This window comes from Streptomyces nitrosporeus, assembly GCF_008704555.1.
GTDB lineage: Bacteria > Actinomycetota > Actinomycetes > Streptomycetales > Streptomycetaceae > Streptomyces > Streptomyces nitrosporeus.
This window is the reverse complement of record NZ_CP023702.1, coordinates 1,516,482-1,537,540: the sequence shown is the minus strand read 5'-3', so window position 1 is coordinate 1,537,540 and position 21,059 is coordinate 1,516,482. Positions and strand designations below refer to the sequence as shown.

The window sequence follows — 21,059 nt, the reverse complement described above, 5'->3', positions numbered from 1 at the left end:
AGGGCGCCGCTACGCCCCGGGCAGCCGGTCCAGGAAACCGCTGACCGAGCTGATCCGGCCGTCCTCGGCCAGAGTGATCACGTCGAACCCGGCGGCGGGCGCCGACCCGTCCGCCCGGGAGACCAGGTCCCAGGTGAAGCGGACCAGCCGGTGGTGGGCGTCGGGCGTCCCGGTCAGGACGAACCCGAAGCCCGGGAACTGCCCCTGCGCCCCGCTGATCGCCGCGGCCAGCCCGTCGTGACCGCGCACGTCGGCCAGCGGGTCGGTGTAGGTGGCGTCCTCGGTGAACGCGGCCGCCACCGCCTTCTCCAGCTCCTTAGGACCGGCCGCGTTCCAGGCGGCGAAGTACCGGTCGACGGCGTCCTGGTGAACGGTCATGATGCTGTCCCTCCCGTCGGTGCCGCGGTGTTCCGCGGCGGTGGACACAGCCTGTCGCAGGGCCCGCGGGGCGTCGATTACCCGCCGGGTAATGCGCGGACCGCGACCGCGCCGGCCCCCGCGTCTGCCATGATGCAGCGGTTGCCGGACCGGGCGCTGGGGGGCGTATGGGAAACACGGGTACGGTGCTGCGCGAACTGCGCGGCGCACAGAAGTCGTCCAAGGGCGTGTCGCTCTACTCGCGGTACGTCAACCGCCCGGCCGGACGGCTGCTGGCCGCAGGCGCCTACCGGGCGAAACTGACGCCCAATCAAGTGACGTTGGTCAGCGCCGCCTTCACCTTCTCCGCGCTGGCCGCGGTGGCCCTGGAGCGGCCGTCCTGGCGGCTCGGGGTCCTGGTGTACGCGGGACTCGCCGTGGGGTTCGCCTTCGACTCGGCCGACGGGCAGCTGGCCCGGCTGACCGGCCGGGGCGGACCGGACGGCGAGTGGCTGGACCATGTGGTGGACTGCGCGAAGATGATCCTGGTGCACACCGCCGTACTGCTGTCGTTCCACCGGTTCGGCGAACTTCCCTCCGAGACCTGGCTGTTGCTGCCGCTCGGCTTCCTGTTCGTCGCGGTGCTCACCTTCTGCGCGGGCCTGCTGCGCGAACAGCTCGGCAAGGCCGCCGCCCGGCCCCCGGCCCCCGGCGCGGAGGCGGCCGGGGCGGCCCCCGTGTCCAGGGTGCGGGCCGTGCTCCTCCTGCCCGCCGACTACGGCGTGTTCTGCCTGGTCTTCCTGCTGCTCGGCGCACCCGGGGTCTTCCGCGCCGGGTACGCGCTGCTGGCCGCCGTCCACGCCCTGTTCCTGGTGGCGTTCCTGGCCAAGTGGTTCAGGGAGCTGAAAGCGCTCCGGGCGGCGGGCTGACCAGCACGTCCAGCGCCCGGCGCAACTGGGTGCTGGACGTGTGCACGGTGTACGGGAAGTAGACGATCTCCACGCCGACCTCGGCGAAGTCGCGCTCCAGCCGCTCCCCCTTCTCCGTGCCCCGCCAGTCGTCCCCCTTGAACAGGACGTCGAAGCGGACCTGCTGCCAGGTCTCGACCTTGTCCGGGACGGTCTCCACGAACGCCGCGTCGACGAAGCGCACACTGCGCACGATCTCCAGGCGCTCCCGCAGCGGGATCACCGGCCTGTGACCCTTGGCCAGTGCCGCCATCTCGTCCGAAACGACCCCGGCCACCAGGTAGTCGCACTGGCTCCGGGCGTGCCGCAGGATGTTCAGGTGGCCGACGTGGAACAGGTCGTACACCCCTGGGGCGTAACCGACTCGGTGCTGCACCATCCGTTCTCTCCCCCCACGGTGGAACTGATTCAACGACCTTACTGTGGAGAACACTTGCTCATCGTGTGAACGGATAAGCTCGGGGGACTGGCCGACCGGGGGGGAAGGCGATCGTCCGATGTCCGAAGCCGAGCACCACAGACCACGCGGGAGCGGACCGGGGGAGAGCCGGCCGGGGGAGGACGGGCCGCGCGGAGAAAAGCCGTTCGCGGACCGCAGCATCCTGGTGGTCTCCACGAACTACGCGCCCGAGGTGACGGGCATCGGCCCGTACGCCACCCAGCTCGCCGAGCACTGGGCGGCCTCGGGAGCCGCGACCCGGGTCCTCGCGGGCATGCCGCACTACCCGGCCTGGCGGGTCGACGAGGCGTACCGGGGAGCGTGGCGGCGCCGGGAGACCCGGCAGGGGGTGGACGTCCTGCGGCTGCGGCATTACGTCCCGTCCCGGCAGAGCGCCCTGCGGCGCGCCCTGTTCGAGGCGTCCGTGCTGGCCCACGGCACCGTCGCCCCGCTGCCCGGCCGCCCCGACGCGGTGGTCTCCCAGATGCCCAGCCTGGCCGGAGGCGTGCTGGCCGCCCGGATCGCCCGCCGCCACCGGGTCCCGCACATCCCCGTCGTCCAGGACCTGATGGGTGCCGCCGCCGCGCAGAGCGGCATCCGGGGCGGCGGCCGCGCGGCGTCCGCGGCCGCGGCGGCCGAACGGTACGCACTGCGCGGGGCCGCCCTCGTCGGCGTCATCCACGAGAGCTTCGTCCCCGGGGTGAAGGCGCTCGGCGTGGACCCCGGACGCATCCGCACCGTCCCCAACTGGACCCATGTGCAGGGGCCCACGGCCGACCGTGCGGCGACCAGGGCCCGCCTCGGCTGGGACGAGGGCACCCCCGTGGTGCTGCACTCGGGCAACATGGGCCTGAAACAGGGGCTCGACGTCCTGGTGGCGGCGGCCCGGCTCGACCCCGGCATCCGGGTCGTCCTGATGGGCGACGGCAACCAGCGGGCCGCGCTCGGCGAGAGCGCCCGGGGACTGGCCAACGTCGATTTCCTGCCGCCCGCCGGGGCCGGCGAGTTCACCGACGTACTGGCCGCCGCCGACGTCCTCGCGGTGACCCAGCGGGCCTCGGTGCTCGACATGAGCGTCCCCTCCAAACTCACCTCGTACTTCACCTCCGGCCGCCCCGTCGTCGCCTCCGTCGCCGGGCAGGGCGGCACCGCCGACGAGGTGCGCCGCGCCGGGGCCGGCGTCCTCGTCGCCCCGGAGGACCCGGCCGCGCTGCTGGCCGCCGTACGCGCGCTGGCCGACGACCCGGCCGCCGCCGACGCGCTGGGCGCGCACGGCCCCCGGTACGTCGCGGAGCACCTGAGCCGGGAGGCGGGCCTGGCCCGGTTCGACGCCCTGCTCGCCGAAGCCCTCGGGGACGCACCGCCCACCACCGCACACCGGGACGCGAGCGTCCGGCCAGGGGACGCACAAGGGGGAACCGGGCAATGACACATCCGATCCGCACACTGGACGAGCAGGACGAACCGGCGCTGCTGCGCGACCAGTTCCGCCAGCTGCTGCGCTACCGGGCGCTGCTCGTCACCGGGGTCGTCCTGGGCCTGCTGGGCGGCGCCGTCCTCGCCCTGAGCGGCGAGGACACCTACACCTCCACCGGAGAGGTACAGGTCAGGTCCGCGACCGCCGACCCCTTCGCCACCGGCGCGTCCGCCGACAAGGGCATCAACATCGGCTCCGAACGCCAGACCGCCGTCAGTGACACGGTCGGCACCCTGGCCGCCCGCACCCTCGCGGAGAAGGGCGACACGGTCGAGGCGCGGGAACTGCTGCGCGGCCTCCAGGTCACCAACCCGCCGAACACCCTCACCCTGCGCTTCGCCTACACCGACCTCACCCCGCGACTGGCGCAGTCCAGGGCCACCGCGCTGGCGGACGCCTACCTGAAGATCCGCAGGCAGCGCACCGAGGACAGCATCGAGAACATGGCGGACGGCTACCGCGCCCAGATGAAACCCCTCGTCGAACAGCGCGACCAGCTGGAGCGGTCCGGCGGGGGCCAGGCCGACGACACCGACAACGCCCGCGCCAACCTCGTCGTCGCCATCTCCGAACTCAACCGGAAGATCGTCGAGCTGGGTGCCCTGGACACCACCCCCGGCTACCTCAACAAGAAACCGGTCGCCCCCACCGCCCCCACCGGCGCGGGCCTGCCGATGCTGCTGGCCCTGGGCGGTGTGGTGGGCCTCGCGCTGGGGCTGCTGCTGTCCTGGGTCCGGCTGGTCTTCGACCCGGCCGTGCGCTCCACCCGCGAGCTCGTACGCTCCCTGGGCGCCCCGCTGCTCGGCACCCTGCCGAGGGAACGGGGCGCGGCGGGCGGCCTGCTCGCCATCGGACGCGGCGGCAGCAGGCTCGCCGAGGAGTACCGGGCGGTCGCCTTCCGGCTCGCCTACGACCCGGCGTTCGCCCGCGCCCGCCGTCTGCTGGTCACCGCACCGCGCGGCGACAACGCGGCGGCCTCGGCCGCCGCCGCGAACCTGGCCGCCGCGTTCGCCGAGATGGGCCGCGAGGTCCTGCTCGTCGAGGCCGACCTGCGCACGCCCTCGCTCGCCGGGCAGCTGGGTCCGGCCGCGCGTGACGCCAGGCCGCGCTGGGCCGCCTCGGGCGAGGAGGACGGCAACTGGCCCTCGGGCAGCCGGGCCGACGTGGACGTCCCGGGGGCCGGGGCGTTCATACTGGTCGCCGGACGCCCGGTGGACAACGTCCCCCGGGCACTGACCTCGGCGGCGGTCGGCCGTATCCTCGCCGAGGGCGACCGGCCGGGGGCCGTCGTGATCGTGCTGGCCCCGCCCGTGCTCTCGTACGCGGACGCGGTCGCGCTCGTCGACCGGGTCGAGGGCGTCATGGTCGTCTGCGACCCCCGCGAGGTGCACCGCAACGACCTGGAACGCATCCGCGAGATCATCAGCGCCTCCGGCGGCTCGGTGCTCGGCGCCCTGCTCCACCCCTCCCGCGGCCGTCTCGCCCGCCGGCGGGCGAGCAGGGAACAGGGCGGCTCCCGCCGGGACGGCCGCAGGAAACAGGGCAGACGGCGCGGCTCCCCGGGCACCCGCTCCCCGGGCTCCCCCGAGGAAGCCGACTCCTCCGGGGGCGGGGGCGGGGGACGGCCCGGACCGGAGACCACCGGGGACCCCTCGGAGACCCTCGGCCTGCGCCGGCCCTTCGGCACACCCGCCGGCCGCCCGTGAGGGCACGTACCGCGATCGTCTGCTCGGTCGCGGACCAGGGCGTCGCCGCGCTCACCAACATCCTCGTCCTGGTGGCGGCGGCCCGGCTGTCCACCGTGGAGGGCTTCGCCCGGTTCTCGGCCGTCTACCTGGTCTTCACGGTCCTGCTGGGCGTCAGCGGCGCCTACACCGGGCAGCCGCTGGTGCTGCGGCGCGCGTCCGGGCCCCGGGCCGGGACGGAGAGCGGCACGGACGGTGGCACGGCGCGGGACGGCACCACGGCGGCCCCCGGAGGGGCCCTTTCCGGCGGGGCGGAGCACGACGGCCGGGCAGAGCTCGGCGGAGCCTGCCGGTCCGCCGTGCTGTTCACCCTGCTCGCCGCGGGCACCGCCGGCCTCCCGCTCGCCGCCGTCTGCCTCCTGCTCCCGGGGGACACGGCCCGCGCCCTGGCGATGCTCGGCCTGGTGCTGCCCGTGGTCCTCGGCCAGGACACCCTGCGGTACGCCTTCTCCACGCTCCAGACCCCCCATCTCGCCCTGGCGGCCGACCTGGTGAGGCTGGCCGGGGCGCTGGGCGCGCTGTCCGCACAGCCCCACGGCGCCACGGCGGCGCGGCTGGTCCTCGTCTGGGGTCTCTCCGCACTGCCCGCCCTGCTGCTGTCCGCCGTCCTGCTGCACCGCCGCACGGCCGGCACACCGCGGCGGATGCGCGCCCTGCTGCGCCGCGGCCATCTCGGCCGCCGTTTCGTCGTGGAGTTCGGCGTCGGCAACGCGACCGGTCAGCTCTCCGTCCTCGGCCTCGGCGCCGTCGGCAACCCCCTGGTCGTCGGCGCGCTCCGCGGCGCGACCACGCTCTTCGGCCCGCTCAACGTGCTCTTCACCTCCGCCACCAGCTTCGGCCCCCCGCTGCTGAACCGGCTCGACGACGACCGCCGCCGGGTACGCGCCGCCGCCGCCCTCGCGGCCGTCCTCGCCGCGACCGCGGCGGCCTGGGCCGTCCTGCTGGCCCTGCTCCCCGGCTCGGCCGGCCGTCAACTCCTCGGCGACACCTGGCCGGTGGCAGCGGACCTGCTCCCGGCGACCGGCAGCCAGTACGCCGCCATGGCCGTCGGCACCTGCGGACTGCTCGCCCTGCGGGTCCTCGACCCGCGTACCACCCTGGCCGTCCAGGTGGTCTTCTCCCTGCTCGCCGTCGTCCTCCTGGCCGGCGGTTACGCCCTCGCCGGGGTGCCGGGCGCGGCCTGGGGACTCTGCCTCGGCTCCGTCTGCAAGGCGCTGGCCACCTGGACCCGGGTGGCCCGGCTCCGCCGCCGCCCGGCCGCCGGCGCCGGCCCGCTCACCCCGGCCCCGGCCCCGTCCCGTCCCTGACGCCACGGCCACGGCCACGGCCCCGGCCGGGAGCCTTCGGAGCCCGCGGCGGGGCAGCGCTGCTGATCGTCGTCCACATTGGGCAGCATCGGCGCACCGCGCTCGCGGCTCCACTCGTCCTTTCGGCCATCCACGACCGCCACCGGTGGTGGAGGGCGGCGGCGCCGCCGTCGATACGCCACGGCCGCCATCGACGCCGGGACCGGGGAGCGGGGCCCGCCGGACGAGCGGTGCGACTCGGGTTGCCGGGGGCCGCCGGCGAGATCCGGACGGCTGCGGCACCGTACCGACCCGAACCGAGCCGGTCCGACGCGGTGATGCGAGCCGTCAACCTGCTTATGCTCGAAGGCAGTTGACCGAAGAAAAGACATCGGTCGCGCCGTCGACCCACGGGGGCCCCATGTCTGCTGCTCCACCTCCTTCCGTCCCACCGGAGGGGAACGGCCCGGCCGGTCCCGCGTCTCCGGCCGGTCCCGCGTCTCCGGCCGGTCCCGCGTCTCCGGCCGGTTCCGTGCCTCCGGCCGGGGCGGCGGCGGACCAGCCGGTTCCACCGGCGTCACCTCCTGCGTCCGCGTCACCTCCTGCGTCCGCGCCACCCCCGCCGAGCGCGGAGGCGGCCACCGCCCAAGGGGGCGTGTGGTGGGAGTGGACGCTGAGGGTGTTCGCCGGGATCGGCGCCCTCGGTGTCGTGGTCGCCTCGGTCGTCGCGATCTGGGGGCTTCCCGTCGCCGTACGGAGCGCGGACATCGCGCAGCAGGCCGAGGAGCGCGAACGGAAGAAGGACCAGCGGGAGGACGAGAAGGAGGCGGAGGAAGAAGAGCGGCTCACCGTCGGACCGGCGATCGACATCCAGTCCACGGAGCCGAACCTCTTCTTCAGTGGCGGCTCCTTCGCCTTGCCGCACCCCACGGAGAGCGAGGAAGACCTGCCGGAGGGCGGCTACATGTCGGAGGAGTACCGGACCTGGTTCGCCGAGAACAAGGGCTTACCGGTCAACGAGCGCAGCGTCCGCGTGACGATCTTCCCCATCCACCAGGGCACCGTGGTGATCCAGGGCATGCGCATCACCGACCGCGTCTGCCGGCCGACCCGTTACACCGGAACGGTCGTGGTTCCTCCCTCCTTCGGGGACAGCGGAGGGGAGGGGCTCCCCACCATGGTCGCGTTCGACCTCAGGGAGCCCGTCCCGCGCCCCTGGAAGATGAGGTTCTGGACGCCGGACACCACGCCGGGCGAGGGCGGCAGGGACCTGTCGGGCAACGCGTTCGCGAAGGTCGTCTACCTCGACGGCGGAGAGGACTTCGACGCCAGGGCCTTCGACCTCTGGTTCTTCACAGGCAACCAGGACTGTGAGTTCGGAGTCGAGGTGAACGCGACGACCGCGGGCAGGGGGAGCGAGTGGTACCGCGTGCTCTTCCCCGGCCGGCGGATGACGTACGAGGTGGCGGGGAACCCCGGGCGCTACAACACTTCCGTCGTGAGCGAGGACGTGGAAGGCGCCCCCGTCCTGCGGGGACCACGGGACGCCGAGACGCCGCCCCCGCTCGTCAAGGGTCCCTTCGACGCTGTCGGATGAGGCCGCGTCCCCGGCCTCACAGCTCTCAGGAGCGTGACCGCCGGCCCGCCCCGTCCCTGAAGCTGGTGACCAGCATCAGGCACAGCGCCGCGATGGCCAGCTTCCCGGCCGCCTGCAGCAGCGGCCCGCGCAGCAGGATGAAGGTGTAACCCGCGATCAGCGGGACGGCGATCGCCAGCACGCCGCCCGGCCCCGGGCCCGCCCTGGTCACCGCGAGGGCGTACCGGCGATCGGTGCGGGCCGCCGCGTAACCGATCAGGGCGAGGCCGCCGACCATCCCCGCCGCGCCGAAGTCCACCCAGAACTCCGTCCACAGCGGCGCCGAGAGGTTGGTCATCCTCATGCCCATCCACTCGCCCACCCGCACCCCGGTGTCCTCCGGCTTGCCGCTCCACACCGCGCGCGGCACGAAGAACAGCGCGGAGCCCGCCAGCTGACGGCCGTAGGTGTGGCCCCGGGCGTCCACCCAGGAGATGGTGTTGGCGAACATCACCGTCTGGTCGTAGTCCTTCGTCGCCAGCGGCTCGAAGGCCGACGCCGACTCCGGTGGACGGTACCCCTCGTCGTCGTAACGGAAGCGGTCGGCGTACGGGAACAGCACCAGCGCGCCCACCACACCCGTCGTCAGCACCGTCCGGTAGATCGCCGCGCTGCTGGGGAACGCCGTGAAGAGCAGGGACACGAGCACCGTCAGGAACCAGTAACGCGCGTTGGATATCGGGTTGTTGACCACCAGGTTGAGCAACCCCAGCGCGCCCCACACCAGGACCGTCGACGGGGAGCGCCGGGCCCTGCGGGAAGTCGCCAGCCGCCGGGTGTAGAAGAGCAGCGCCAGCAGCGCCGGTACGGTGCCGAAACCCTTCAGGAACGCCGACCCCACGTTCGACTCGCCCGAGGCGACCCCGCTCTCGGCCACCGAGGCGCTGATCTCCTGCCTGCTGGTGAAGAAGATCGCTGGACCGCCCAGTTTCAGCACGTAGTAACCGCTCGCCGCGAACGCCAGCACGACCAGCAGCCGCAGCCGCACCCGATGCGCCCGCGCCGGGCCCCGCCCGCCCCGGACGGGCCTGCGGCGCAGCGGACGCCGGGAGGCCAGCAGCGCCCCGAGGTCGAAGGCCGCGCAGCCCAGCAGGACCATCGACACCGCGGTCACCAGATCGGAGCGCGGCCCCACCATCGGGGTCGGCGTCTGCCCGATGACCGCCTGCGCGAACGGGGCCACCCCCATCGCGATGTACACGAACATCCAGAACACGCCCTGCAGCAGCCGCCGCCGGGTGGAGAGGATCATCGTGGCGAGCCGCGCCCCGGAATAGCAGGTGAGCACCAGCTGCAGCCAGTAGGCGTTGTCCCGGAGCCCGGTGCCGGGCTGGGCGGCGATCACCGCGGGCAGGAAGCAGACCAGCCCCAGGATCAGCGGCACCGACAGCGCCCGGGACAGCATCGACCAGGACAGCGACCGCTCCGGCGGCTCAACGGGCGGACGCGGGCCCGGGCCCCGCTCCGCGGGCACCGGTGGAGCCCCGTCAGCCTCCTGCACGGACGTCATGGCCCCCCGTTCGCCCGATGCGCCGATCTGTGAACACTCTAACGAATCAACCCACTTGAGGTGATCGGTTGCCTATTCTGTGAACAGTCGGCCGAGGTTGAGGGGAACCCTGGTGAAGGTCCTGCACATCGTCACGCTGCACACTCCGGACCACGCGTTCGGCGGTCCGACCCGGGTCGCGCTCAATCTGTCGAAGGTCCAGCGGGCACACGGCGACGACGCCCGCCTCATGGCCCTGGGCGACGGCTTCGCCGGAACCCTGCCGGGCGAGGTCGAAGGGGTGCCCGCCCACCTCTTCCAGGCACGCCATCTGCTCCCCGCCTTCGAGGTCAGCGGCATCACCTCGGGCGCGCTGCTGCGCACCGCCCGCCGCATGATGCGCGGCGCCGACCTCGTCCACGTCCACCTGATGCGCGACCTGGTGACCCTGCCCGCCGCACTTCTGGCGCTCGCCACCCGCACCCCGCTCGTCGTCCAGACGCACGGCATGGTCGACCCCACCGAGAAACGGGTCGCCCAGCTCACCGACCTGCTGGGGGTGCGCACCGTGCTGCGGCGCGCCGACGCCGTCCTCCACCTCACCGAGACGGAACGCCTCGACGTGAACGCCGTGGCCGCACCGGTGGCCCTCACCAACACCGTCCGGCTGGTCAACGGCGTACGCCCGCAGGAACGCAAGCCCGCCCGTGAGCCCGGCAGGCCCCCGACCGTCCTCTTCCTGGCCCGCGTCCAGCAGCGCAAGCGCCCCGAGGACTTCGTCGCCGCCATGCCCGCCGTCCTGGCCCGCCACCCCGACGCCCGCTTCGTCCTGGCCGGCCCCGACACCGGCGCCCTGCCCGGCACCCTGGCGCTCGCCCGGGAACTGGGCGTACGGGACTCGCTGGACCACGTGGGACCGCTCGGTCACGAGGAAGTGCTGGACGCCGGACGGCGGGCCGACGTCTACGTCCTGCCCTCCATCGAGGAGCCGCTGGGCGTCTCGGTCCTGGAGGCGATGTCCGTCGGCACCCCCGCGGTCATCACCCGCACCTGCGGACTCGGCCCCGACGTGGCGGCGGCCGGCGCCGGCCGGGTCATCGACAGCCGGGCCGGCGAGGACGCCGCCAACGCGGCCAAGGTCGCGGAGGCGATCCTGGAACTCCTGGACCCCGAGGCCAACGACCGTGCGGGCAAGGCGGCGTGGGACCTGGTCAACACCCACTTCACCATCGAGGCGGTCACCCGCACCCTCCGCGAGACCTACGAAAGCGTGGTGGCCCGAAGAGCGCGGTGACGCGGTGGGAGTCCGGCCCGGAGAGAACACCGCCGTGCCACGGCCTCCTCTCCTGTCCCGCGTCGCGGTCTCCTTCCTGTTCCGCCGGGCGCCCGAAAGGCTCACCGGCGATTTTCAGCCATTCGAATCCGCGTCCCGGACCTCACACGCATGGCTTGAACGCATCCTGCACACAGGTTTCTCCCGGAAAGGACGCGGCGCCCGTGCGGCGAGGGCGTCCGCCCGCCGGGCCGTCGGCGGGGGCACTTTCCGTCAACTTGCGCCACGGGGGTCTCACCCCCCTGTTCACCTGCGCACATGTCTTCCTAGGATGGCGCCGCGCCAGGCCGGATGACTGACCGCTCCGAGCTTGCGTACGTCAACTGAGCGGCGGGGCAACGGTTTCGTCGGGGGAACACACGGGGGCCCGCCCTTCGTGCACTTCATTTCAGCCATGCCTCACCCTCCCTGATCCGGCCGCGCGCCGGGTGGCGTTCTCCGCCGCCCGGGTCGCTGCCACCGGCTGCCTTCCGCTCGTACTCACCATCACGCAGAGGAAGCGCACGTGCGTTCCAGACCATGGGTGTTGCCCAGATCCACCTCACGATTGTCACGCCTGTCCGTCCGGGCCCTCCCGCCCCTGATCGCCGTGGCGGTCCTGGCCGGCGCCGGCATCAGCCCGGACCTGATCGACCGGTACGCCGCACCGCCGACCGTGCCGGTCGCCGACTACGACTGGTACGAGGACACCGCCGCCGAGCAGTTGCGGCAGGACCAGTGCCTGATGAGCGACGTCCTGCGGCTGGGCGGGCCGGCCATGGCCGCCACCGCGCAGGACGGCCTCAACCAGAGCCCGGAGCGGCTGCGGGAACTGGCCGACCGGGACTACTGGGAGGACACCCCGCTCGCCACCGCGTACGAGTCGGACAAGGACGCCGCGTCCGCCGAGCTGGACCGGCTCCACGCGCTCCACGACAGCTGGAAGATATCCGGGCTGGAGACGCCGGGCGGCTTCGGCTCCGTCGCGGACTTCGAGTGGCCGCCCGGCACCAGCGGTGACGACGGTGAGGACTTCCACTCCCAGACGGGCCTCACGGCCTGGGTCGCCGACCGGTTCTGGAAGAGCGAGAGCGACTTCTACGAGGACGCGACCCCGCAGGCCGACGAGAAGACCGTCGCGGCGGTCAAGGCCCTGGGACAGCCGCTGTACGGCAGCGACCCCGACCCGTCCCTGCCGGACTGGAACCGGCAGCTCGCCCTGCGGGCCGCCTACGAGCACCTGACGGACTGGAGCCTGGAGCCGACCGGCGCGGACAACGCCCGTATCTTCCTGAGCTCGGGCGGCTTCCCGGCTGTGGCGCCCGTGCCGGGCAGTGCCGAGCACCGGATCGCGGTCGAGGACCTCAAGTCCCGCTTCGCCGCCTGCGCGTGGCGCGACCCGGTGGACCCGGAGGAGGTCCTGGGCGAGGTCTCCGCGACCGCCGGTGAGGAGTGGCAGCAGGAGATCGGTTCGCAGGCCACCCAGCGCAACGGCATCCTGACCGCGAACAAGAAAGCCGTCCAGGCGCTGAGCGCGGCCTCCGAGTCGATGGGCAAGATGCTCGGCCACTCATGGGTCGCCGACCACATCACCCGCTGGCAGGACTACTGGTCCTCGGGCGGCATCGGCTGGCTCGGCTCCTCCCCGATGACCGTCCAGATCCCCGGCGCGACCGGGAAGTGCCTGGGCGTCGCGGGATCCGGCACCGCGAACGGAACGGCCGTCGAGGTCGTCACCTGCTCCACGTCGGCCGCCCAGCAGTGGAGGGTCAACGGGGGTTACGGCGAGGGCTACAGCCTGCAGAACGTGAACGCGCAGAAGTGCCTGGACGTCGCCACCGACAAGACGAAGATCCAGATCTGGACCTGCAACGGCACGCCCATGCAGACGTGGAAGTTCAGCGTCCGGGCGAGCGCCACCCTGCAGAACCTCGGCGCGGACAAGTGCCTGAACTTCCCCGCGTACACCGTCGGACGGGACGCGCTCGCGGCCGCGTGCAGCACCGCTGCCACACAGAAGGTGCTGTTCAAGGTCTCCGAGCACAACGGCACCGTGCCGGCGGCGGCGGAGTTCACCAAGGCGTCGCAGCGGCTGAGCGCCGCACGCACGGGGGCGAAGGCCGAGCTGGCCGAGCTCAAGCTCCAGGCGACGGCCGCGACGGCCGCCCAGACCGCCAGCGCCGCCGCCGAGCAGGCGGCGTACGCGATCGCGGACGCCAACGGGACGCCGCGGGGCCGTGGCCTGCTGGTGGGCCAGCAGAAGGCGCAGGTCACACAGGGAGCCGCGGCCGCGGTGACGGCGCTGGTGAAGGCCGGCGAGACCGCTGAGGCGGCCACCCGGGCGGCCGCCGCGGACAGTGCCACGATCGCCCAGCGGGCGCTGGCGCAGACCGCGCAGTCCAAGGCGGAGTTCCGCAAGCAGGCGGCCTACCGGGCCGAACTCCAGGCCGAGGCGGCCGCGGACGCGGCGAAGCTGCACCGCGACAACGCCAAGAAGGACAAGGAGCTGGCCGAGGCCAAGCTGGCCGAGTCCCTGGCCGCGGAGGCGGACGCCAAGGCGGCGGCCGCCGACGCGCACGCCAAGCGGCTGAAGGCCGAGGCCGAGGAGGCCACGGCGAAGAAGGAGAAGGAGACCGCCGACCTCAAGAAGTCGGAGGCGGCCCGGCACCGGCAGACCGCGGAGGCCGAAGCGGCCAACGCCGAGACCGCCAAGGGCAAGGCCGAGACGGCGGAGGCCACCGCGGTCGCCCGGAAGGGCGACGCCGAGGCCGCCCGGGACCGTGCCAAGGACCTGCGCGACGACGCGTGGGACGCCGAACAGAAGGCGGACGCGGCGCGCGCCAAGGCCGACGCCAAGGAGGCATACGCCGAATCCCTCGAAGCGGGGGGCGCGGCGGACGCCGCGCGGACGGCGGCCGACGAGGCCGACCGGCACGCGAGTGACGCCGAGGCGGCGGCCGGCCGGGCCCGTACCGCGGCCGACGCGGCCACCCAGGCGGCGGCGGACGCGGACGCCGCGGCGACCCGCGCCGAGGCCGCGGCCGAGCGCTCCCGGGCAGCCGCGGACGGCGCACAGGCCGCGAAGCTGAAGGCGGACGCCGCGGTACGCACCGCGACCAGCGCCGCCGCCGACGCCATCGACGCCTCCGAACACGCGTCGGCCGAGGCCGCGCTCTCGGTCGAGGCGGCCGACGAGGCCGAGGCGAAGGCGAAGGAGGCCAAGACCCAGGCGGACGCCGCCAAGGCCGAGGCAGACAAGGCCACCGCCGCCGCGGCGAAGGCGGCCGGCTTCGCCTACGTCACCGCGCAGGCCGCGGTGGACGCCGGGAACTCGGCCGCGCAGGTCGCCGCCCCCGCGAACGACGCGATCCAGCTCGGCTCGCCCTACGTCACCAAGGACTCGGCCGCCTCCCTGGTGGTCCTGTCCGGCCAGGCGGCGAAGACCGTCGCCGAACAGCAGAAGGCCGTCGCGGACGCCCACGCCGCCAACGCGGCCGAGGAGGCCGCCGCAGCCCAGGTCATCGCCGACCAGGCACAGGGCGACGCCAAGGCCGCCTACCAGCACGCGGCGAACGCCGCCCAGCACGCCGCGGACGCCCGCGGCTACTCGAAGGAGGCACTGAACTACGCGGCCGCGGCCGCGACCGCCGCGGCGAAGGCACAGCAGTCGCTGGCCCGCACCATCGGCTACCAGGCCCAGGCCACCGCCGACGCGGAGGCCGCCGACAAGGCCGCGGGCCGCGCCGAAGGCTACGCCGAAGCCGCCCGCACCTCCGCCGACGCCGCCGCCCTCGACGCCGAAGCCGCCCGCGCGGCCGCCACGCAGGCGGAGGAGTCCGCCAGCCAGGCCAGAGCCGCCGCCGAGCGCGCCGACGCCGCCGCGACAGCCGCGGAGGAAGCCGCCAAGGACGCCCAGGCCTACGCCGAATCGGCGCAGCAGGCGGCCGAGTCCGCCGAACGCAAGGCCGCCAACCAGACGGTCAGCGACGGGTCCGGCACCAGCTTCGGCGGCAACACGTTCTTCGTCGTGGACGAGGACAGCGTCAAGGTCACGGCCGTCAGGCAGCACGAGCCGTGCGAACTGCCGCCCGGCTTCGGTACGAGCTGCACGGTCACCTTCACGTACACCTTCGACGTCGAGGTCGACTACTACCTGTGCACCAACTCCGACGTGCCGGCGACCCAGTCGGGCTGCCCCTCGGCGGACACGGTGCACCTGGGTTCGGAGTCCTTCACCGGTCTGAAGAAGGACATCACCAACACGTTCACCCAGATGGACATCCTGCAGGGCCTGCTCAAGACCTATCTCGAACTCGGCAAGCAGATCCTGGTGCAGGACTTCCTGGACTGCTGGCACGGCAGTGTCTCCGGCTGCGCCTGGGCGGCGTCCAACTTCATCCCGGGCAAGGCGCTGGGCAAGCTGGTCGAGGGGCTCAACACCCTGAAGACCGCCATGCGCACGGGCACCGGGGTGCGGGAGGCGTTCAACGCGCTGAAGGTCCTGGACGTCGACCCGGCGACCCTCGCCAAGATCGAGAACACCGTCGACGCGTACGAGGACCTGGTCACCACCTGCACCCGGAACAGCTTCCCCGGAAGCACCCGGGTGCTCATGGCGGACGGCTCCCGCAAGGAGATCCGCGACGTGCGCGTCGGCGAGACGGTGCTGGCCACCGATCCGCGGAGCGGGCTGTCCGCGGCCCGGCCGGTGACCGCGGCCTTCAGCCACGACGCCACGCGGCTGGTCGACATCACCGTCAGCGGCGGAGTCCTCACCAGCACGGCCGGCCACCGGTTCTACGTCGCGGAGCGCGGCTGGACACTGGTCTCGGACCTGAGGACGGGCGACAGCCTGCGCACCCCCGACGGAAGCCTGCACCGGGTGCAGGAGCTGCGGCAGCGCGCCGGCCTGGCTCCCCGCGAGGTGTTCGACCTCACGGTCGACGGGTTCCACTCGTTCTACGTCGGCACCACCGGGCAGCGCTCCCGCGACGTCCTGGTGCACAACTGCACCAACATCCTCGCCGACGAGGGCGTCGAAGGCGCGCACACCCTCGGTGACCACGTGGACCTCCCCTCCCAGAAGCTGGCCGACAAGCTGGCCAAGGACGGCGTGGCGACGCAGTGGGCCAGCAAGGACATCGCCGTCGCGGCGGTCGACGAGGCCATGGCAGACTGGATCAAGCTGCCCGGGAACGCGGACAAACTGGAGGCCTGGCGCCTCAGGCAGGCCCAGCGGGTCGGCAAGGGCATCGGCTTCGACCCGAGGAAGGACCTGCTGCCCATCCGCATGAAGGTCACCACGCACGGTGCCTCACTCGGCACGAAGTGGGTGAAGGGCGGCGACGCGGCGGGTTCGGCGGTCGGCAACACGGTGGTGATCCAGCTGAAGTTCGCCAAGGGGCACATGAAGCCCAAGACCTGGGTCGTCTACACCGCCTACCCGGAGTAACCATGACATACGAGACCGGCCTCACCTGGCTTTCCGAGCAGTGCGACGAGCTGGCGGACCTGCCTCCCGCGGAGATGGACCGCCTCATCGAGCAGGGGCCGGTCCCGGCCATGGTCCTGATCACCGAACGGTCGGTGCGGGAGCTCGGCCGTCCGGCGTCCCTGCAACTGGGCCGGGACGTACGGCGTCTGCTGGACTCCGGTCTGGCGGAGGAAACGATCCGCACGGCCTGGGTCGGCTCGACCGACTACGCGTTCGACCCCGCCAGGCGGCAGACCGGAGCACGGGAGTGGCTGGAGCGGATCGAATCGGCCTGGCTCGCGGCGGAAGCCCGCCGCGACCCGGGCTTCACCCCGCCCCCGGCCCGCCCCGTGACGGACGGGTCCCTGCGCGCCGCGGTGCGCGGGGCGACGGCCCCGGTGGCCGCCGCCCTGACGCGGGCGCACGAGGAAGGAGAGGTGTACAACCCGCTGCCGCTGCTCTCCCCCCTGGTACCGGCGCTGGAACAGGTGATCACCGGGGCGTGCGCCGACCTCGGTTTCCGGTTCCTCCTGCGCGCGGTCAGACGCCACGCGCTGCCGCTGGACGGCCCGTACCGGGCAGGGTTGGTGGCGCTCGGCGAACGTCTCGGCCACCCGGAAGGCGCGGTCACCCAGGGCCTTCGGAGGGCATGACGTGAGGAGGGGCGGGCGGGGCCCGTGCCCCGCCCGCCCCTCACCGCGGCGAGAGCCCCGCTCACGCCCCGCGTGCCGGACGGCCTTTGCTCAGCCCGCCTTCCCCTCACGGGACTTCAGGGCGATCTGCCAGCGGTAGAAACTCATCGCCAGGGCGAAGTCCAGCCCCGCGCGCCCGTCCAGGAAGCCCCGCCGGTAGACGTACATGTACGCGAAGGACACCAGCGGCTTGAACGGCGCCTTGTGGAAGAGCTGCCCCTGCCGGGACTTGACGCGCCGCACCTGCTCCTTGACGTCGGGGTGCTGCTCCAGCCACGCCTCCCAGTCCGAGTAGCGGTTGTGCCGCTCGAACCAGGCGGTCACCGGGTCCAGGTCCTGGTGCTCGATCGGGTTGCGGAGTGCCCCGACCGTCGCGGCGACCGGCTGGTAGTGCCCCTCGACCTCCCCGATGCCGGGGGCGTCGAGGTCCCCGACCTCCGGGTAGTGGCAGCGGGTCCGGTCCGTCAGCGACCGCTTGCGGATGGTGTAGCCGTGCCGGAGCCGCTTCCCGGAGAACCAGTAGCCCAGCGGGATGTCGTACGCGGCGGGCCTGGGCCGGTCCGGGTCGGCGAAGACCTGCCGCAGCTCCGCCAGCAGGCCGGGGCTGAGCCGCTCGTCACCGTCCAGCAGCAGGATCCAGTCGAGGTCGGTGCGGACGTTCTCCAGGCACCACTGCTTCTTGCGCGGATGCCCCCCGTCCCAGGTGTACGTGACCACCTCGGCCCCGCACTCCTCGGCGATCTTCGCCGTGTCGTCGGTGCTGTGGGAGTCCACCACGACGACCGCCTCGAAGTGGCCGAGGACCGACTTCACGGCCTCCGCGATGTTCAGGCCCTCGTTCTTCGTGGGGATGGCCACGGCTATGGGCAGCTTGCTCAACGGGTCTCTCCTTCGGGCAGCCAGGCGTAGCAGCCTGTGGAGGTGAAGGCGCGGGCGGCGGCGGGGACGGTGAGGGACACCGGCTCGCCCGTGCCGGACGAGTCCGCGGCCAGTTCCCCGCCGTTCGCCCCGGTCAGCTCCCAGGTGCAGTTCCCGGTGGGGGAGGGGGCGCGGTAGCGGCCGGGCCGCAGCTCCTTCCCGCTGTGGGTGCCGTCCGCGTAACCGAGGGCCGCCGCGTCCACCAGGTCCTGGTGCTCGGGGCAGAGGTGTTCCACCGCGGGTGCCGCTCCGGAGACCTCGCCGGTGAGGATCGCGCCCACGGCGATGTCCCGGTCGGCCTTGGCGAGGTAGCGGATGCGGTCGCAGGTCTCCTCGCCGGTCTGGAGGACCGCCGCCGGGTCCATCCCCTCGGGGACACGGCCGGTCAGGTACTTCTTCTGCGGCTTGCTGAAGGAGCCCGTCGCCGGGGTGAGCTCCCCGGCCGGCACCTTCGGCACGTCCTGCGCACCGCCGGACGGCGCCGCCGCGGCCCCCTCGCCGGAGCCCGCCGCCCCGGTGGCCTCCGGACCGGCCGCGGCGGGTGCGGAGGCGGTGGTGCCGGACGGCTCCGGTCCGGCCGTGGGGCCGTCACCGGACGAGCCGCACGCGGCCAGTGCCGCCGTCGCGAGGACGACGGCGGCACCGGCCAGGAACGGGTACCTCATCAGCCGTTCCTCAGCGCGTAGTGGGCGCTGACCGTGGCGGCGTTCAGCGTGGTCGGGTAGACGGCGGTCTCGTCGATCTGCCCGGCGAAGAAGTTGCTCGTCGGACGGCTCGGCCAGCCGGAGAGGGTGTCCCCGCCGACCCGCCAGTAGCCGGGATAGCTGTCGGCGGAGGTGTAGATGATGCTGGACGCGCGCAGCTGCCCGTCGACGTACAGGGCCATCCCGTTGGTGCCCAGCGTGGCGACCACGTGGTGCCACCGCCCGTCGTTGTAGGCGGCCGGGGTGGTCACCGTACGGTTCCCGGCCCGGTAGATCCCGAAGACCAGCCGTCCGTTGTCGGCCATGTAGACGTGCCTGTCGTCCTGGGTGCTGGTCTGCATGATCCGGTTCCCGAAGCCGATGATCTTCCCGCCCCGGGTGGTGGTCGTCTTGATCCAGGTCTCCACCGTGAACCGGGCGGGAGAGGTCTGCCGGGTGTTGCCGTACGCGTACTCCTCCGCCCCGTCGAAACCGATGGCCGTCGAGTCCCCCGCCACGGCCGCCGGCGTCTGCCGGTAGGACGGCCCGTTGCGCAGGAAGCCGTTGGCCAGGGAGGGGGAGGCGTCGGCGGCGAAGGTGGAGGTGCCCTCGTCGTACCGCCAGTACTGGGTGGCCCCGTCGGACAGCACCCGGGCCGGATACGCCTCCGCCGTCGCAGCCACCGTCGCGGACTGCGCCGGGGACTTGGCACTGGTGTTGGTGCCGTCGCTCGCGGTGATCCGGTACGAGTGGGTCTCCCCGGCCGCCACGTCGGTGTCGGTCCACCGCAGCTGCGGCCGGTCCCAGAAGAGGGAGTAGCCGGTGGTGGTGTGGACGGGGGTGCTCGCCCCGTCCTTGTAGATCCGGTAGGTCAGTTCACCGTCGTCGGTGTCGAAACTGGTCTGCCAGTTCACCTCGATCTGCCCGGGGACCCGGGTGGACAGGCTGACGTTGGGCACCCAGGGGGCCCCGGTGTCCGGGCCGTCCGCGAACCGGGTCAGGCCCTGCTGCCCGGCGCCGTTGACGGTGGTGAACTCACCGCCCACCCACAGGTAGTGGTGGCCGCCCTTCGAGGTCTGCGTCATCACCCGGGGGCCCACCGGCTCACCGATGCCGTCGTTGGTGTCCGGGAACCACGGCAGCAGCTTCGGGTCGTCCACCGACTGCGCCAGCAGGTGCTTGCGCGGCTGGTCGGGGAACTCGCCCATGCTGGAGCAGTCGTGGGCGTGGCTGCCGCTGTACAGCACCCCCGAGTGGACCAGCACCGCCTGGGTGGCGCCCAGGCACGTGTCCCGCCACCGCTGCTCGTAGGTGTCGAGGTCGATGGCGATCCGGCCGTCGAACACCCCGCCGCCGGTGCCCTCGTTGGCGGTGTACAGGCCGGTGGCGTCCGTGGTCAGGTCCTGCACCGTGGAGGTGTTGGGGATGAACCCCGGATAGCTCTTGACCAGGGAGCCGGTGGTGGCGTCCACCACGGCCAGGGCGTGCGAGGAGGTGCCGTTGACGGTGAAGAAGTCACCGCCCAGCGCCACGTGCCGCCCGTCGGGGGTGACCTGGACGGCCCGGGCCACCTCGTCGGCGTTGGCCGTCCACGGCAGCAGACCGGCGTCCGGGGTGAGCGCGGCGAACTTGTTCCGGGTCTGGCCGCCGACGCTGTTGAAGTCGCCGCCCAGGTAGACCGTGCCGTTCGCGGCGACGTCCAGGGCCCGTACCGTCGCCGTGACGGCGATCTTGAAGTCGGTACGGGGGGCGCAGGTCGCGGTGTCGATCGCCGCGATGTTGCTGAAGCCCTCCCCGTTCACCGACCCGAACTGCCCGCCCGCGTACAGGGTCCGCCCGTCGGGCGACAGAGCCAGCGCCCGCACGGTGGCGGTGCCGGAGGACATGGTGAACGACAGGGTGCATCCCGTGGGCGTGCCGGTCGCCGCGTCGAACGCGGCGAAGTTCACCGCGGGCTGCTCCGAGGTGCCCGCCGCCGCGTCCGGCGGGCGGATCGTGGAGAAGGTCCCGCCGGCGTACACGACACCGTCCGTGGCGGCCATCGACCAGACGATGCCGTTGGTCTGCCAGGTGGTGAGATCGTCGGCGGTGATCGCCACCGGTGGCGTGAGCGCCGCCGCCGGCGCCGCGCCTGCCGCGGTCGCGGTCAGCGCTCCGGCGAGCAGGGAGAGCGCGGCGGTCGCGGCGCGTACCCGGCGCCGTCTCCCGATCCCTGTCCGCCTCGTACGTGCGTTCATTGTTCAGCTCCGAAGGTGAGAACGAGCTGCGGCCTCCAGGCCGCGGACGCCCCGCCCGGCCGGATGCGCGGACGGTCCGTCCCGCTGCCGGTCCGGGCGAGAGAGAGGACGGAGCCCAGGGCCCCGTCCGGTGCCGTCGCGTCCGGCTCCGCCGGACGGCCGGTGGAGGCCGGTCCGGTGGAGGCCGACGACGCGCCGGTGACGGTTCCCGGCGCGGTCGCGGCGAGCGCCGGCCGGGAGTTGTGGGTGACCGACGACTCGGTCCACGTGCCGGTGACCGGCACGGTGCTGTGCTCCTCGGCCGGACCCGCCGGGTCCGAGGATGTCCGGAAGGCGGTCCGGGCGCT

General features: G+C 73.2%; 15 protein-coding genes. 8 read left to right on the top strand and 7 right to left on the bottom strand.

All coding sequences use genetic code 11. The annotated features are described in order from the left end of the window. Positions 1–9 precede the first annotated feature (9 nt). Positions 10–378 carry a nuclear transport factor 2 family protein gene (locus CP967_RS06570; RefSeq protein WP_150487041.1) on the bottom strand — a complete coding sequence of 123 codons (369 nt, stop codon included), beginning with the start codon at positions 376–378 and terminating at the stop codon, positions 10–12. Positions 379–545: 167 nt separating this feature from the next. Here CP967_RS06570 and CP967_RS06565 point away from each other — a divergent pair, with 167 nt between their 5' ends. Beyond that, a complete protein-coding gene (locus CP967_RS06565; RefSeq protein WP_150487040.1) occupies positions 546–1,286 on the top strand; it encodes a CDP-alcohol phosphatidyltransferase family protein in 741 nt (246 codons plus the stop codon). On the opposite strand, the gene CP967_RS06560 is transcribed toward CP967_RS06565, so the two are convergent. Then, entirely contained in the window at positions 1,252–1,704 is a 453-nt protein-coding gene (locus tag CP967_RS06560; protein WP_150487039.1) for an FAD synthase family protein, read from the bottom strand. The genes CP967_RS06565 and CP967_RS06560 overlap by 35 nt on opposite strands. A 226-nt stretch (positions 1,705–1,930) precedes the next feature. On the opposite strand from CP967_RS06560, the gene CP967_RS06555 reads away from it, so the two are divergent. From CP967_RS06555 to CP967_RS06535, 4 genes are all read left to right on the top strand, one after another. Continuing rightward, positions 1,931–3,193 (top strand): glycosyltransferase, encoded by a 1,263-nt coding sequence (locus tag CP967_RS06555; protein WP_229888350.1) that lies wholly within the window; start codon positions 1,931–1,933, stop codon positions 3,191–3,193. After that, positions 3,190–4,947 (top strand): CpsD/CapB family tyrosine-protein kinase, encoded by a 1,758-nt coding sequence (locus CP967_RS06550; RefSeq protein ID WP_150487037.1) that lies wholly within the window; start codon positions 3,190–3,192, stop codon positions 4,945–4,947. The genes CP967_RS06555 and CP967_RS06550 overlap by 4 nt, the downstream gene beginning before the upstream one ends. After that, the gene (locus CP967_RS06545) at positions 4,944–6,293 is read left to right on the top strand and encodes an MATE family efflux transporter (protein ID WP_150487036.1); all 1,350 of its coding nucleotides are present in this window, start codon (positions 4,944–4,946) and stop codon (positions 6,291–6,293) included. Before CP967_RS06550 ends, CP967_RS06545 begins: the two co-directional genes overlap by 4 nt. A gap of 634 nt (positions 6,294–6,927) precedes the next feature. Beyond that, positions 6,928–7,869 (top strand): hypothetical protein, encoded by a 942-nt coding sequence (locus CP967_RS06535; protein ID WP_150487035.1) that lies wholly within the window; start codon positions 6,928–6,930, stop codon positions 7,867–7,869. A 25-nt stretch (positions 7,870–7,894) separates the two neighbouring features. Here CP967_RS06535 and CP967_RS06530 read toward each other — a convergent pair whose 3' ends face one another. After that, positions 7,895–9,418: a hypothetical protein gene (locus tag CP967_RS06530; RefSeq protein ID WP_373300355.1), complete on the bottom strand. Its 1,524-nt coding sequence runs from the start codon at positions 9,416–9,418 to the stop codon at positions 7,895–7,897. Positions 9,419–9,530: 112 nt separating this feature from the next. Here CP967_RS06530 and CP967_RS06525 point away from each other — a divergent pair, with 112 nt between their 5' ends. The 3 genes from CP967_RS06525 to CP967_RS06515 all read left to right on the top strand — a co-directional run bounded on the left by CP967_RS06525 (position 9,531) and on the right by CP967_RS06515 (position 16,835). Then, a complete protein-coding gene (locus CP967_RS06525; RefSeq protein ID WP_150487034.1) occupies positions 9,531–10,691 on the top strand; it encodes a glycosyltransferase in 1,161 nt (386 codons plus the stop codon). 544 nt (positions 10,692–11,235) lie between these two features. Continuing rightward, on the top strand, positions 11,236–16,161 hold the full coding sequence (locus tag CP967_RS06520) for an RICIN domain-containing protein (protein ID WP_229888343.1): 4,926 nt from the start codon (positions 11,236–11,238) through the stop codon (positions 16,159–16,161). A gap of 2 nt (positions 16,162–16,163) precedes the next feature. Continuing rightward, positions 16,164–16,835 carry a hypothetical protein gene (locus CP967_RS06515; protein WP_150487033.1) on the top strand — a complete coding sequence of 224 codons (672 nt, stop codon included), beginning with the start codon at positions 16,164–16,166 and terminating at the stop codon, positions 16,833–16,835. A gap of 90 nt (positions 16,836–16,925) precedes the next feature. On the opposite strand, the gene CP967_RS06510 is transcribed toward CP967_RS06515, so the two are convergent. From CP967_RS06510 to CP967_RS06495, 4 genes are read right to left on the bottom strand one after another with little or no spacing between them, the layout of a single operon-like run. Further along, a complete protein-coding gene (locus CP967_RS06510) occupies positions 16,926–17,753 on the bottom strand; it encodes a glycosyltransferase family 2 protein (protein WP_150487032.1) in 828 nt (275 codons plus the stop codon). After that, the gene (locus CP967_RS06505; protein WP_150487031.1) at positions 17,750–18,457 is read right to left on the bottom strand and encodes an Rv1352/Rv1906c domain-containing protein; all 708 of its coding nucleotides are present in this window, start codon (positions 18,455–18,457) and stop codon (positions 17,750–17,752) included. The genes CP967_RS06510 and CP967_RS06505 overlap by 4 nt, the downstream gene beginning before the upstream one ends. Then, positions 18,457–20,712, bottom strand: coding sequence for a LamG-like jellyroll fold domain-containing protein (locus tag CP967_RS06500; protein WP_150487030.1), 2,256 nt, complete (start codon positions 20,710–20,712; stop codon positions 18,457–18,459). Before CP967_RS06500 ends, CP967_RS06505 begins: the two co-directional genes overlap by 1 nt. Then, a complete protein-coding gene (locus CP967_RS06495) occupies positions 20,709–20,996 on the bottom strand; it encodes a hypothetical protein (protein WP_150487029.1) in 288 nt (95 codons plus the stop codon). Before CP967_RS06495 ends, CP967_RS06500 begins: the two co-directional genes overlap by 4 nt. Positions 20,997–21,059 lie beyond the last annotated feature (63 nt).

Coding starts and splice junctions, on each gene's coding strand:
- CP967_RS06505 (WP_150487031.1), bottom strand. CDS start 18,457: ATGAGGTACCCGTTCCTGGCCGGTGCCGCCGTCGTCCTCGCGACGGCG.
- CP967_RS06560 (WP_150487039.1), bottom strand. CDS start 1,704: ATGGTGCAGCACCGAGTCGGTTACGCCCCAGGGGTGTACGACCTGTTC.
- CP967_RS06570 (WP_150487041.1), bottom strand. CDS start 378: ATGACCGTTCACCAGGACGCCGTCGACCGGTACTTCGCCGCCTGGAAC.
- CP967_RS06500 (WP_150487030.1), bottom strand. CDS start 20,712: ATGAACGCACGTACGAGGCGGACAGGGATCGGGAGACGGCGCCGGGTA.
- CP967_RS06530 (WP_373300355.1), bottom strand. CDS start 9,418: ATGACGTCCGTGCAGGAGGCTGACGGGGCTCCACCGGTGCCCGCGGAG.
- CP967_RS06515 (WP_150487033.1), top strand. CDS start 16,164: ATGACATACGAGACCGGCCTCACCTGGCTTTCCGAGCAGTGCGACGAG.
- CP967_RS06550 (WP_150487037.1), top strand. CDS start 3,190: ATGACACATCCGATCCGCACACTGGACGAGCAGGACGAACCGGCGCTG.
- CP967_RS06565 (WP_150487040.1), top strand. CDS start 546: ATGGGAAACACGGGTACGGTGCTGCGCGAACTGCGCGGCGCACAGAAG.